Origin of the sequence: Levilactobacillus suantsaii, from assembly GCF_014069315.1 — a bacterium.
In the GTDB taxonomy this organism is placed as follows: Bacteria; Bacillota; Bacilli; order Lactobacillales; family Lactobacillaceae; genus Levilactobacillus; species Levilactobacillus suantsaii.
On sequence record NZ_CP059603.1, the window covers coordinates 1,505,765 to 1,519,524 of the forward strand.

General features: G+C 50.3%; 12 protein-coding genes. 9 read left to right on the plus strand and 3 right to left on the minus strand.

The window, feature by feature from the left end:
* Nucleotides 1-85: 85 nt before the first annotated feature.
* The 3 genes from cydD (at nucleotide 86) to rfbB (ending at nucleotide 4,645) form a co-directional block, all read left to right on the plus strand.
* Nucleotides 86-1,819 carry a thiol reductant ABC exporter subunit CydD gene (cydD, locus tag H3M12_RS06970; protein WP_182150558.1) on the plus strand — a complete coding sequence of 578 codons (1,734 nt, stop codon included), beginning with the start codon at nucleotides 86-88 and terminating at the stop codon, nucleotides 1,817-1,819.
* Nucleotides 1,816-3,552, plus strand: a complete 1,737-nt coding sequence (gene cydC / locus H3M12_RS06975) for a thiol reductant ABC exporter subunit CydC (protein WP_129031068.1) — start codon at nucleotides 1,816-1,818, stop codon at nucleotides 3,550-3,552. The genes cydD and cydC overlap by 4 nt, the downstream gene beginning before the upstream one ends.
* Nucleotides 3,553-3,625: 73 nt before the next feature.
* Nucleotides 3,626-4,645, plus strand: coding sequence for a dTDP-glucose 4,6-dehydratase (gene rfbB, locus H3M12_RS06980; RefSeq protein ID WP_182150559.1), 1,020 nt, complete (start codon nucleotides 3,626-3,628; stop codon nucleotides 4,643-4,645).
* A gap of 1 nt (nucleotide 4,646) precedes the next feature.
* On the opposite strand, the gene H3M12_RS06985 is transcribed toward rfbB, so the two are convergent.
* Together H3M12_RS06985 and H3M12_RS06990 are read right to left on the minus strand one after the other, a co-directional pair.
* Nucleotides 4,647-5,024 carry a hypothetical protein gene (locus H3M12_RS06985; RefSeq protein ID WP_129031066.1) on the minus strand — a complete coding sequence of 126 codons (378 nt, stop codon included), beginning with the start codon at nucleotides 5,022-5,024 and terminating at the stop codon, nucleotides 4,647-4,649.
* Between the two features lie 47 nt (nucleotides 5,025-5,071).
* Entirely contained in the window at nucleotides 5,072-5,638 is a 567-nt protein-coding gene (locus H3M12_RS06990) for a GIY-YIG nuclease family protein (protein ID WP_129031065.1), read from the minus strand.
* Between the two features lie 583 nt (nucleotides 5,639-6,221).
* On the opposite strand from H3M12_RS06990, the gene H3M12_RS06995 reads away from it, so the two are divergent.
* Complete coding sequence (locus tag H3M12_RS06995; RefSeq protein ID WP_129031064.1) at nucleotides 6,222-6,812, plus strand: DUF805 domain-containing protein; 591 nt, start codon at nucleotides 6,222-6,224, stop codon at nucleotides 6,810-6,812.
* 100 nt (nucleotides 6,813-6,912) lie between these two features.
* On the opposite strand, the gene H3M12_RS07000 is transcribed toward H3M12_RS06995, so the two are convergent.
* Nucleotides 6,913-7,890 carry a polyprenyl synthetase family protein gene (locus H3M12_RS07000; RefSeq protein ID WP_129031063.1) on the minus strand — a complete coding sequence of 326 codons (978 nt, stop codon included), beginning with the start codon at nucleotides 7,888-7,890 and terminating at the stop codon, nucleotides 6,913-6,915.
* 100 nt (nucleotides 7,891-7,990) lie between these two features.
* Between H3M12_RS07000 and H3M12_RS07005 the strand changes: the two genes are divergently transcribed.
* The 5 genes from H3M12_RS07005 (at nucleotide 7,991) to pcrA (ending at nucleotide 13,707) form a co-directional block, all read left to right on the plus strand.
* Nucleotides 7,991-8,902 carry a 1,4-dihydroxy-2-naphthoate polyprenyltransferase gene (locus tag H3M12_RS07005; protein ID WP_129031062.1) on the plus strand — a complete coding sequence of 304 codons (912 nt, stop codon included), beginning with the start codon at nucleotides 7,991-7,993 and terminating at the stop codon, nucleotides 8,900-8,902.
* A 92-nt stretch (nucleotides 8,903-8,994) separates the two neighbouring features.
* A complete protein-coding gene (locus H3M12_RS07010; protein ID WP_129031061.1) occupies nucleotides 8,995-9,570 on the plus strand; it encodes a xanthine phosphoribosyltransferase in 576 nt (191 codons plus the stop codon).
* 109 nt (nucleotides 9,571-9,679) lie between these two features.
* On the plus strand, nucleotides 9,680-10,840 hold the full coding sequence (locus H3M12_RS07015) for an ATP-grasp domain-containing protein (RefSeq protein WP_129031060.1): 1,161 nt from the start codon (nucleotides 9,680-9,682) through the stop codon (nucleotides 10,838-10,840).
* 191 nt (nucleotides 10,841-11,031) lie between these two features.
* A complete protein-coding gene (locus tag H3M12_RS07020; RefSeq protein ID WP_170954909.1) occupies nucleotides 11,032-11,271 on the plus strand; it encodes a type II toxin-antitoxin system prevent-host-death family antitoxin in 240 nt (79 codons plus the stop codon).
* A 183-nt stretch (nucleotides 11,272-11,454) separates the two neighbouring features.
* Nucleotides 11,455-13,707, plus strand: a complete 2,253-nt coding sequence (pcrA, locus tag H3M12_RS07025; RefSeq protein ID WP_129031058.1) for a DNA helicase PcrA — start codon at nucleotides 11,455-11,457, stop codon at nucleotides 13,705-13,707.
* The last annotated feature ends 53 nt before the right edge of the window (nucleotides 13,708-13,760 follow it).

Consider the following 13,760-nt stretch of genomic DNA (forward strand, 5'->3'; position numbering starts at 1 on the left):
TTAACTGCCGCGAGCCCTCGTCAAATAGAAATGAAAGCAGTATCATAAGCGGTATAGGCAACTTGATTGAACTGGGGGGATTTATTTGATTGATCAACGTGTGTTCCAATTTCCGGGTATTCGTAAAGTCATTGTCTGGCAGAGCCTGTTAACTGTGATTCAAGCTATTTTAATTATTTTACAGGCCAAGTACCTTTCGGTGGCAATTGTGAATCTCTGGAAGCTTCAAGCCGTCGGGACTATCGTGGCCCCGCTGGTGATTTTTGCGGTCGCTTTCTTAGGCCGGCATTTGATGACGGTCCTAAAAAATTGGCTGACTTATCCGTTTGTGGAAAGTACCACTAAAAAATTACGGAAACAGTTCATGGCTAAGCTTTTTGACCTCGGTCCAAGCGTTGTCGCGCAAGAGGGGACCGGGAACGTGGTTACCATGGGCCTCGAAGGTATCGATAAGATTCAAACTTATTTGATGATGATTATCGGTAAGGTCTTGGACCTAGCGATTACACCGTGGTTGATTCTGATTTATATCGCATTGATTCAGTGGAAAGAAGCACTGTTCTTGCTGGTCATCTACCCGTTGATCATCTTCTTTATGGTGATCTTAGGGTTGGCGGCCCAGGCCAAGGCTGACCGGCAATACGCCGGGTACCAGCGGTTATCGAACCATTTTGTCGACACCTTGCGGGGGTTACCGACTTTAAAGCAGTTGGGCTTGAACAAGCAATATGCAGGTAACGTTTATTCGGTTAGTGAAGATTATCGGAAGAAAACGATGGCGACACTGACCATTGCGATGACGTCAAACTTTGCGTTGGACTTTTTCACGACGTTGTCAATTGCAATCATTGCGGTCTTCTTAGGGTTCGGGCTGATGGACAATACGATTCAACTGTTGCCCGCACTGGTCATCTTGACGCTGGCACCGGACTACTTTGCCCCGATGCGTAATTTCGCTAACGACTACCATGCAACTTTAAACGGGAAGAACGCCTTGACGGCGGTGCTGGATATCTTACACCGGGAAACGCCGACCGACCGTGACACGTTACCAGCTGCCACGCCTGTTTGGACGCCGGATGATGAATTGCATTTGGACCACGTCAATGTTGGGTACGATGCTGACCACGCGACTTTAAAGGACATTAGTTTCAATGTTCGCGGGTTCCAAAAGGTGGGCATCATCGGGGCGTCAGGCTCCGGGAAATCCACGTTGATCAATACGCTGAGTGGATTCTTGAGCCCCCAGGCCGGTCAAATCACCGCCCGGGGCACTCAGGTCCCTCATTTGGACCAGGCGGCTTGGCAGAAGAGCTTCGTCTACATTCCCCAATCGCCATACTTATTTCACGCAAGCTTGCGGGACAACATCGCGTTTTACACGCCCGCTGCTTCAGATGAAGCGGTCGCGCAAGCTGCGCACCGTGCCGGTCTGACTGATTGGATTGCCACGTTGCCGGATGGGTTTGCCACGCAAATCGGGGAAGGTTCCCGGGGCGTTTCCGGAGGCCAAGCCCAACGGATTGCGTTAGCCCGAGCCTTTTTGGACGACTCGCGGCGCATCTTACTGTTTGACGAACCGACTGCTCATTTGGATATCGAAACTGAAGTTGACTTGAAGCAGACCATGCTCCCCGTTTTTAAGGACCACCTGGTCTTCTTTGCGACCCACCGGCTACACTGGATGAATGAAATGGATTATATCCTAGTCTTGGATCACGGTCGTGTGGTTGAACAAGGGACCCCCGACCAGTTACAGGCTCAAAACGGGGCCTACGTTCGCTTACGGTCTGAAATGGAAGGGGAGGCGCCAGCATGAAAGGATTCTTTAAAACGTTTGAACACGACCACTGGGTCATGCCTTACTTGAAGCGCTACAAGGGCCTTTTGACGTTGGTCTTGTTCCTGGGCTTCATGACCTTCTTCTGTGGTGGAGCACTGATGTTTAACTCCGGCTACCTGATCAGTAAGGCGGCGACGCATCCTTTTAATATTTTGATGATTTACGTGCCCATCGTGCTCGCCCGCGCTTTCGGGATTGGCCGACCGGCTTTTCGTTACGCCGAACGGTTGACCAGTCATAACTGGGTCCTGCGCATCGTATCGGCCTTTCGGAAGCGACTCTATCAGTCCGTGGAAAAACAAGCCGTAGCGATTCGCCAAAAGCACCAGACGGGCGATGTCCTGGGTATTTTAGCTGAGGATATCGATCATATTGAAAACCTCTACCTGCGGACGATTTTTCCGCTGGTTATTGGGTGGTTATTGTACCTGTTTATTGTGATTGGCATTGGCTACTTCAACTGGGCTTTTGGCCTGTTGATGTTGCTTTTGTTAGGCATCATCGTGGTGGTCATGCCGCTGATGTCGGTTGCGGTCAATGGTAAACGAGAATTTCAAGCCCGGCAGGTCCAACGGCACTTCTACACGCGGTTGACCGATGCCGTCTTAGGCTTAGGTGACTGGTTGATTTCCGGTCGTCGAAAGGCCTTCTTGGGGCAACAGGATAAGCCCATCGATGAGATTGCCCGTTTACGGCGTAGTGACCATTATTTCCAGTGGTGGCGGAATTTTGCCATTCAATTCCTGTTTGGCGCAGCGGTCATCCTGCTGGTTTGGTGGGCCGGCGTCATGTTCACCGGTAACCAGGCGCAAGCAAATTGGGTGGCGGCGTTCGGACTCGCTCTGTTTCCGGCAGTTGAACCTTTTGCGGATATGAGCCAAGGGGTCAGCGAATGGCCGGTCTACCAGGACTCCATTAACCGAGTTAACGGATTGGATGAAAACGTGCCCCAATTGGCGCCGCAACAAACGGTTGGCGACTTTGCGGATTTGACGCTCGACCATGTGAGTTTCACCTATCCTGGGGCGCAGCGGCAGGTCATTAAAGACTTGTCGTTGACCCTGCATCCAGGTGAAAAATTGGCATTACTCGGACCTAGCGGGACCGGGAAGAGTACGTTATTGAAGCTGATTTTAGGTGATGAAACGCCTGATTCCGGGCAAGTCACCATTAATGGTGTCCCGGTTGATCAGTTGCAGACACAGCGAGCTCAACTGATGGGGGTGTTGGACCAACAACCTTATCTGTTCAATACAACGGTCATGAATAACGTGCGGTTAGGCAACTTGCAGGCTACTGATGCCGAGGTCCGCCAAGCGGTCAAAGCCGTTGAATTGGATGACCTGATTGGTGGCTTGCCTAACGGGTACAACACGCAGGTCCAAGAGGCCGGAAGTCGGTTCTCCGGTGGGGAACGGCAACGGTTATCGTTGGCCCGCATTCTATTGCAGGATACGCCCATCATCATCTTGGATGAACCCACGGTCAGTCTGGACCCGATTACCGAACAACACTTGTTGGATACGGTCTTCGACGTTTTAAAGGACAAAACGATTATCTGGGTCACCCACCATTTGACGGGGATTCAGCACGTCAATCAAGTTCGCTTTATCGAAGACGGGCAGTTCGACATGTCGGGGACGCCACAAGACTTGTATCATGAGAATCAGCGCTTCCGGGATCTGTATGATATGGACCGCGGACGGTAACAGCGAGAAGTGGTCTGCTCAGCGATTGCTGAACAGGTCACTTTGTGATTTTAGTGAACGAAAGGAGCACACGATGAAAAATTTGTTGGTTGCCGGGGGTGCTGGCTTTGTGGGAGCGAACTTTGTCCGGTATGTGGTGCAGACCCATCCGGAGGTAGCCCACATCACGGTGCTAGATAAACTGACCTATGCGGGCAAACGCGCCAATTTGGCCGGATTACCTACAGAACGGGTCAACTTAGTAGTTGGTGATATCTGCGACGCCACGGTGGTCGAACCGTTGGTTCAGCAAGCCGATGCCGTGGTGAATTATGCGGCGGAAAGTAATAACGACCGTTCATTAGAAGAACCTGCGCCGTTTATCCAAACGAATGTGGTGGGAACCTACACGCTGATACAAGCTTGTACGAAATACGGGGTTCGTTACCACCATATCTCAACCGATGAAGTCTACGGGGATTTACCGTTGCCGACGACCCCAACGGATTGGGCGACTAAGTTTACGCCGGAGTCGCGCTACCAACCCAGCAGTCCTTATTCGGCGAGCAAGGCCAGTTCGGACTTGTTGGTGCACGCCTGGTGCCGGTCCTTTGGCCTCAACGCGACAATCTCCAACTGTTCTAACAATTACGGACCGTACCAGCACGTCGAAAAATTTATTCCCCGCCAGATTACTAATGTCTTGTGTGGTATTCGACCGAAACTGTACGGGAGTGGTCGGAATATCCGGGATTGGATTCACACGACCGACCATTCCCGCACGGTTTGGGAAATCTTGATGCGGGGGAAGCCGGATAACACCTACCTGATTGGGGCCAATGGTGAGCGGTCTAATCGCGATGTCCTGCGGTTGATTTTGAAACTAATGGGCCAACCACAAGATGCATACGACCAGGTGACTGACCGTCCCGGTCATGACCGCCGTTACGCCATTGATGCCACCAAATTGACCCGTGAATTGGGATGGTACCCGGTGATGACCGATTTCGAACAAGGACTACGCAACACGATTGCGTGGTACCGCCAGCACCCGATGTGGTGGCGTGATGATAAGGCAGCCACGGAGGCCCGTTACGCCCAGCATGGGCAGTGAGCTAAGCACGGGTGTAGAATTCAACGCGGGTGTCGTAGGATACTTTGAGGGCGACTCGGTGGTGGTAGCAGGTCCGTCTCAGAATGTAATTTTCTCCGACGGCATGACCTTTATGGGCTTGAAAGACCGTCACGTAACCATGACCGACGTGGACGCCCAACCGATGGCCCTTTAGTCGCAAGACGGTTGCGTGAATGGCGTGGGCGCGAACGGTTAAGCGGGGATGACCGCCGAACTTAGGTGATCGTCGAATCCAGGTCCCACGATAGGTCCGGGGGATGGCACGGTAGGTTCCCTTTGCGGCGGCACTCTGCGGCAGGACTAGCGCCCAGCTCAGAGCAAAAACTAGACAACTGATGGCCAAAATTTTTTTCAACATGGGTGAATTTGCCTCCTGATAGCGTTTGGTAAGCAACTTAGACGGCACTAAGCCCCAGCGATTTCGTCAAAGGTGTAGTTGAAGTCATGTTGTCGCTTATCGCTTTGGAGTAACTTCTGTAGTTCATTTTCGTCGTCCGCCACAAAAGCACCACCACGGACGTTTCGAAATCCATGCGCTCGCATTTGGTTAATAGTCTCCAAGGTCTCTTGCTTTTTGAGGTCGGGAATTGGCGTTTCAGATGAAAACTCTAATAATTTTGCCAGGGCAATGGGGTGATGATGCGTGGTCCAGTAGGCACACTTGTAACCAGCCTCGTCTTCTCCATTGAAGTGAGAAGCAAGCCGACTACGTAAATGGCTTGTTTCGCCCACGTAGTAACATTGATCTTCTAGACGAAGAACGTATACGTAATCGTGGTGGGGATTGCTATCATAATTTTCAAAAAATTTCCAAGCACGAAGCATGAAGATTCGGTCGTTAAGTTGCTGCTTGTCACTGATTAGATCCTGAATTTGATTAGTAGCCGTTAAGAGTTGAACCTTTAAAGTTGCCACTGCTTTAATCAACTGTTGTATGTCAGAATCTGGTCTGGACGGTGTTGAGAAATTCATATGATATAGCCTCCTTAGATTTGAATCGGTAGAATTCAACCGGTTCTTGCCTTAAGAATAGCGCGTTTGAAAATGGTTTTGCTGTTAAATGATTTATAAATATTATAATCAAGACCTATAGATAGAAGAAAAGTCATGTGGTAAAAATGTGTAAGCTTGCCTGTAGCTAAAAAATTAACCCGATTGATCAAAATCCAAGACTTGACCGGTCGGGTTTAAAATTTATTGATAAAACAATTTTAATAGATTATCAACGTGTTAAATTGATGGTGGTTATTATTGTGGGCATTGATACTGTGGGTGTTAGACATGTATAATAATAGGGTTATGTGCCTATAGTTTGAAATGAAATTTAATAGTCATCACAAATTAACCAGCACATTATAATCATAGCTGGTTTTTAATTTTTCAGACAAGTCGTTTGAAGAGGAGATGATAATCAGAGTGCGGCGGCCTGAATCTTAATTAAGAATGGAGCGAATGTTGTCTTAAATCCAGCTGATGACTGATACATATGACTTGGAGTCAATCATGGACACGTGACTTACAAGCAAGCAGATAATTTAGATTAGAGGGAAACAACATGGAAGAAAATATGAAATTCTGTACACATTGCGGGCAACGCATCCCGTACTCTGCGCAGTTTTGTGAATTTTGTGGTGCTGCACAAAACGGACAAGGTTTTAACGCGGGGATGAACAACGGCCCACAAATGGCACCTAACCAGACCGTAAACGGCAGGGCTAGCCAACCGTATAACGAAAGTGGTCGACCAAGTATCATTAATTCGGGCAAACTTTTCTTTAAAGATGCTTTTCGAGTGAATAAGCGCATGGGAAGAGCTGATTATTGGTGGAGTGCCCTTGCCGTCTGTCTTGCTATGATGGCAGTTTGGGTACTTTGGCTACTTTTGGTTGTGGTTGGGTACATGGCGGGGTATGGAAGTGAAGCGGTCGGCGACATTGTTGCTGTCGCAGCAAGCTTGGCTATGGGGATTGGTTATATTATTTTAACTATTGCATCGCTAACCGCGGAAGTTCGAAGATTTCATGACGGTGGTTATTCAGGCTGGCTGTGGCTCCTCAACTTTGTGCCGTTTGTCGGCTCGATTATAACGCTTATTTTAGCGTGCCAACCCTCGAATTCAACCAACAATCGGTACCCTGTACAGTAAAAATAATAATGGCGAAATTGATTAATAAACTGCTCCAAAAAAAGAGGTGCTTCCACACGTGATGGAAGCACCTCTTTTTTGGTTAAACTATTTGCCAGTTCTAATGATCCCGCCGCAACAGCATTTTCGTCAACCGTAACAACTCCGTTTGAGTCTCTCCAGCGGGTAATTGTTCAATCAAGTTGAGCGCTTTGTCGGTCCATTCCGTGGCTAGTTGCCGGGCGGCATCGACGCCGTGATGCTGGTGGACTAATTCGCGCACGGCCAAAATATCGTCATCCGTCATCTCCTGGCGCTTCTTTAAGTAGTGATGAAAATCACGTTTAGCGTGTGGTAATGCCAACAGGAGGGGCAACGAGTAGACGCCGGAACGCAGGTCTTCTAAGATTGGTTTCTTAGTCTTGCGCGGGTCACCCGCGTAATCTAAAATGTCGTCAAGCATCTGGTAGGCGCTCCCCAAGGCAATCCCAATTGGTCGGGCGTTATCTTGGACGATTTTAGGAGCGTGGGTCAACATTGCCCCTTGGTAACAGGCGAGCGCAAACAATTCAGCCGTCTTCCCCGCGATTTCGCGCAAGTAGGCGTCTAGCGTGGCATCCTCTTGATAGTTCAAGGCCATTTGACCAAGTTCGCCAGTCAGTATCTTATGCATGGCATTGATATGCGTTTGAATCAAATATGTATCACTGGTGGACTTTAAGACCTGGTCGAAGTAGACCGTAAACATGAAATCACCGGCATAAATAGCGTTGCGTTGGCCGTACTTCATTTGAATGGTCCGTACGCCGCGCCGGGTCGGGGATTCATCGATGACGTCGTCGTGAATCAACGTGCCCACGTGTAAGATTTCTAACGCTGCCGCCCCGGCACGCAAGCGTTCTGCAGCCACTGGTTCGCCAAAGGTGGTAAATAAATAAAAGTACCCGGGACGTAAGAACTTGCCGCCGGATTCTAATAAGGCTAATATTTTACTGTGGATAGGTCGGTTGGCCAATTTTACCGCATCCAGCAGATAGGGCTGTAACGCGTTGAGTTCTGGCGCAACCTGCGGGAACTGCCGCCAAAGTTGTTGATCCATACTGCACCTCGTTCGTTAGTCAAAATTAATCTTACCGACAACTGGAAACGTTGTCAAACAAAGCTGCCCTAGTCGGGTGACGAAATAGGGGGAAATGATTGTGAACTTACAAGTCTTTTTGGAACTCGTGGAAATCAAAGCTAAGATTGCGTCCGTTTGGCCATTTTTATTAGGCCTGATCTTCGTCTTCTATAACTTCGGGCACCTCAACGGTGGATTAAGCGTACTCTTTTTCATCGCGATGTTTTTGTTCAATATAGCTGTCGATATCAATGACAACTATCAAGATTACACCAAGGCCGACGATAATCAAGCGGCCGAGTGGAAAAAGCACACCAATGTGATTGGGGTACACCACTTGAACGTGCGTGGTATTTTTACGTTGATGGCTAGTTTCGCCGGTGTGGCGGCCCTCATCGGGTTATATCTGGTCTGGGTGACCGGCTGGCCGCTACTCGTGATGGGGCTTTTCTGCTTTCTGGTCGGGTACATCTACGCCGGTGGCCCGAAACCGTTGTCCGGCACGCCGACCGGGGAGTTCTTCGCCGGTTTCACCATGGGCTTTATGATCATGGCGATTACCGTTTACTTAAACTTGTATCAGACCGATGCGTTGACGATGACGCTATGGTGGCGGGTCTTACTGGCTTCAGGGGTTGCCGTGATGGCCATTGCGGCGTTATTACTGGCGAACAACATCTGTGACGCCAAGGAAGATTTGGAACTGAACCGAACGACCATCGTCTACTATTTAGGCACGCGCAAGTCGTTGTGGTTGTTCGCCGGATTCTACATTGTGGGGTACCTGTCATTGATTGCGAGTGTCCTGTTAGGTGATTTGCCGATTTGGACCTTACTAGCACTGGTCAGTTTGATCCCGGTCACGAAAAATATCCGCGCCTTTTTTCAAGTCCACGTCAAGAAGCAGACTTTTATTTTGGCCGTCCGTAATCTGGGACTCTTTGCCCTCAGCACGGTGGTTGCCGAGGCGCTAGGCTTGCTATTGGCTTAAAGTTGCCTAAATTTCTGGGGCTAGTCGTTGTTTTTTGGCGGGGGATTCGGGTAAAATGGAGGTTAATCTTTAAAAGGCAAACGGAGGCTATCATGAAAATATTAGAGGATCGCATTTTACAGGACGGCACCATCTTACCGGGTGATGTGTTGAAGGTCGACAACTTTTTGAACCACCAGGTCGACCCGCAACTGATGGATCAGCTGGGTGCCGAGTTCGCCCGGCGCTTCAAAAACGCCGGGGTGACGAAGGTCCTCACGGTCGAATCTTCCGGCATCGCGCCCGCGGTCATGGCTGCATTGCACTTAGGCGTGCCGATGATTTTTGCCCGGAAACACAAGAGCCTGACGTTGACCGACCATTTGTATACGGCCAAGGTCTATTCTTACACTAAGCAGGGCAATAACGACATTTCTATCGACCGCCGGTTCTTGTCCGCCGATGATAACGTGTTAATTATTGATGATTTCTTGGCCAACGGGCAGGCCGTTCAGGGCTTGCTGGATATCGCCGAATCCGCTCAAATCAAGGTTGCGGGGGTCGGTGTGGTCATTGAAAAACGGTTCCAGAAGGGACACCAACTAGTCAAGGACGCCGGCTTGCCGCTAGTGGCACTGGCCAGCATTGCTAAGTTTGAGAACGGGTCGGTCACCTTTGCTCAAGATTAACCAACTTAAGGGTGAGACTTGTGTAATACTTGTCGAAACCGTAAACTAATAGTAGAGACTCAATGTTTTCGCATCAGGATTAAATTAAAAGTGGAAAGTAGGGAGTAAATTGGCGAATACGGTCTTATATCCAGGAGATACCATTGGGGTCATTGGGAGTAGCGAAAACGCCGCGATGCTCGTTACCAAGGCGCGTAAAATGGGTTTACGCGTGGGGGCGTACGGGTCTGACGAAACCAGCGAAGCGTTACAGTTAGCTGATTTTAAAGCGGTCGGATCTGCGAAGGATAAGGATAAATTACAGCACTTTGCTGAAAGCTGCGCGGTCGTCGTTTATGATTCCGATCACGTCAGCACGGACGTGGTGAAATTCTTGTCCCAGTACACCCGGATTCCGCAAGGTAGTGATCTGTTGGAGATGATGCAGGACCGGTTACTCGAACGGGCCTTCTTCGAACAACTCAACGTCAATATTGCCCCGTACGCCACCATCATCAGTTTAGATGACGTGTACCAGTCTATCAATTCGATTGGTTATCCGTGCGTGTTGAAGCCGATTCAAAAGGAATGGTCCCGGGGCCGAGAACTGGTCATCAAGACCCAAACGGACATCGCTAAAGCGGCAGGTTTGTTGGACTGGGGGACGTACATCCTTGAATCACAGATTGCTTATGATAAGGAATATTCCTTATTGGTCGCACGCGATGCCGATGGCAACCAGCAACTCTTCCCCATCATTGAAGCGCAATCCGTGGATGACCGGCCGTTTAAGACCTGGGTTCCCGCTAACGTGGACGCCGCGGTGGCTAGTGAACTGCAACGGATCGCCGGTGAAGTAGGCAAACATGTGAACTACGTCGGTGTCTTTGAGGTCAGCTGTTACCTCACGCAAAGCGGGGCCATCTACGTCAAGAAGATTACACCGGCGCCAAGTGAAAACGGCTACGTCTTTGCTGCTGCAGCGACCGTCGATGAGTTCGACGAGCACTTGCGGGCCATCTGTGGCTTGCCGTTAGCTGAGCCGAAGATTTTGACGCCTGCTGTGACCGTGGCCTTCATGGTCAGCCAGCAACCGGCAATGCGCACTCAATGGCAGATCAAGCCCAACTGGCACTTTACCTTCTATCACCTGCGGAACCAGCGCCCTGATGATATCATGGGTCATGTGGCCTTACAGGGGGATTCAGTGAAGACCATGCTGGACCAACTGGACGACACTGGTATTTGGTCAGCTAATGACGACGATGATGCTGGTCCAGTTGATGAGTAATTAAAAATAAACGTTATGAGTGGCGACTGTACCTGAAGCATATTTTGGGGCGGTCGCCATTTTTGGATAGTATGGTTTACAAAGTTGACGTTTTAAAGTAAATGAGAACTTTGCGTGAGCTTTTTGGCCGCCGAACGCGTATGATAAGAACGAATGAATTTGCCCGTTGCCCAGCCAAGGAGGTCTTCATGATGGAACATGTTACGGATTCAGAGCTACAACGTAAGCTTTGTCACTACTTGAACGGGGTAACGGACCGTCAAAAGCCGGTGATGGTCACCACGGGCGCCGGTGAAGAAGTCGTTTTGATTTCGGAGGCCGACTACCAGAATCTGCGAGCTAATCAACGGATCTTAGGTGACCCGCAACACCAAGTTTGGATTCAAGCGCTCTTACGACAAGTCCAGGACAAGGCCGTACATACATCTTAGAACGGTCAAGTAAATGGATAACTTAATTCGGGTAGGTCAGGGTCGGCAGACGCCTAGCCTACCCGTTTTCGTGTGGCAAATTCGCTGGAGAAATTTTCCCTTAAAATCGACCCGGACGCCAGCGGAACGTATGTTTCTTTGGTATAATGGTCAGGACTAATAACAGAGAGGATTGTGTTCACGGTGGCAGGAGAAGAATTATTGACGGGCATGAATGACAAACAAACGGAGGCCGTGCTGCAGACGGAAGGACCACTCTTGGTCCTAGCCGGCGCCGGCAGTGGAAAGACCCGCGTGTTGACCCACCGGGTAGCTTATTTGATCGAACATAACCACGTGTTGCCGTGGCACATCTTGGCGATTACCTTTACCAATAAGGCCGCCAAAGAAATGCGCGAACGGGTCATCAAGTTGTTGGGCCCGGATGGTAGCGACGTGTGGGTCTCGACGTTCCACGCCCTGTGCGTGCGGGTCTTACGGCGCTACGCCGACAAATTGGGGTACACGCGGGCTTTTACCATCGCGGATAGTGGCGAACAACGGACGCTGATCAAGCGGACCTTGCGCGACTTGAACTTAGATGTGAAGAAATTCGATCCCCGCTCGGTGTTAGGGGCCATTTCCAACGCTAAAAACGCCCTACAGACGCCAGCTATGATGGCGGCCAATGCGGGAGACCCCTTCAAACAAAAGGTCGCGGAGGTCTATGACCGCTACCAACATGCCTTGAAGGCCAACCAAGCGATGGATTTCGACGATTTGATTATGTTGACCATCCAGCTGTTTCAGCAGGATAAAGACGTCTTAGGCTACTACCAGGACAAGTTCCAGTACATCCACGTCGACGAATACCAAGATACCAACGATGCGCAGTACATGCTGGTCAACATGTTGGCTAAAAAACATGAGAATCTTTGTGTCGTCGGGGATGGCGACCAGAGTATCTATGGCTGGCGGGGCGCCAATATGGAGAATATCCTGAACTTTGAACGGGATTATCCAGGCGCCCACGTGACGTTGTTGGAGCAAAACTACCGCTCGACCAAGACCATCTTGCAGGCGGCCAACGACGTCATCCAGCAAAACGTCAATCGGAAGAAGAAAGATCTCTGGACGCAAAACGACCAGGGTGACAAAATCTCATATTATCGCGGGCAAAATGAAAACGATGAAGCCCATTACGTCGTCGCTAAGATTCAAGAAGAGATCGACCAGCACCACCGCGGCTACGGGGACTTTGCCATTTTATACCGGACCAACGCGCAGTCACGGGTGATTGAAGAAACACTGGTCAAGGCTAACGTGCCTTACACCATCGTCGGGGGCCACAAGTTCTACGACCGCAAGGAAATTCGCGATGTTTTGGCTTACTTGACGTTGATTGCCAATCCCGCCGACTCCTTGAGTCTAGAACGCATCATCAACGAACCCAAACGTGGCATCGGGGCGACTAGCTTAGAGAAGCTTCGTGACTTTGCCGATTACAACGACTGGAGTGAGTTGGAAGCCACCCAAAATGTGACGCTGGCTACTAACATCAGTACCCGCACCCGGAACGCTATGGAAAAGTTTGGACAAATGATTGCGGGCGTCCAAGCTACGGCGGCCACCAGCAGTGTATCGGATTTGACAACGGCGATTCTGGATAAGACGGGTTACCTCCAGATTTTAAAGGATTCCAAGTCCTTGGAAGCAGAGACTCGGGTCGAAAACATCGAAGAATTCCTTTCCGTGACGCAGAAGTTCGACAGTGATTGGGATCAAGCCGACCACGACGAGACGGACGATCGGTTGACGGAGTTCCTGGCTGATTTAGCCTTAGTCTCCGCCCAAGACGACGTGGATGAAGATCCCGCCGAGGTCACGTTGATGACGTTGCACGCGGCAAAGGGCCTCGAATTCCCCGTGATTTTTTTGATGGGGTTGGAAGAAGGCATCTTTCCGCTATCCCGGGCGATGCTCGAGGAAAGCGAACTGGAAGAAGAGCGGCGCTTGGCTTACGTCGGTATCACCCGGGCGCAGGACAAGTTGTATCTGACCAACGCCTATTCGCGGATGCTTTATGGCCGGCGGCAGAACAATCCAGAATCGCGCTTCGTGGGTGAAATCGACCCCGAATTGTTGCATCTGGACAACAGTGAGACCCAGCGCGGACTGACGCCGGGGCGTAAAGATATTCCGTTTGCCCGCCGGACGGCTGGTGCGGTCGTCAAACCGTACCACGGTAAGACTGGTCGAATTACCACCAACACCGGGACCGGAGCTGAGAAGGTTGCCTGGACCGTCGGCGACAAGGCCAGCCACAAGAAGTGGGGCGTTGGGACCGTGGTCAAGGTCAGTGGAACCGGCGAAGATGCCGAACTCGACATTGCCTTTCCAGAACAAGGGGTCAAGCGATTATTGGCCGCCTTTGCACCGATTCAACGTGTTGATTAGCCTGGTTAAAAGAATGGCTGAAAAAGGGTGAGCGCTGGTGGTTCTTGGCGATG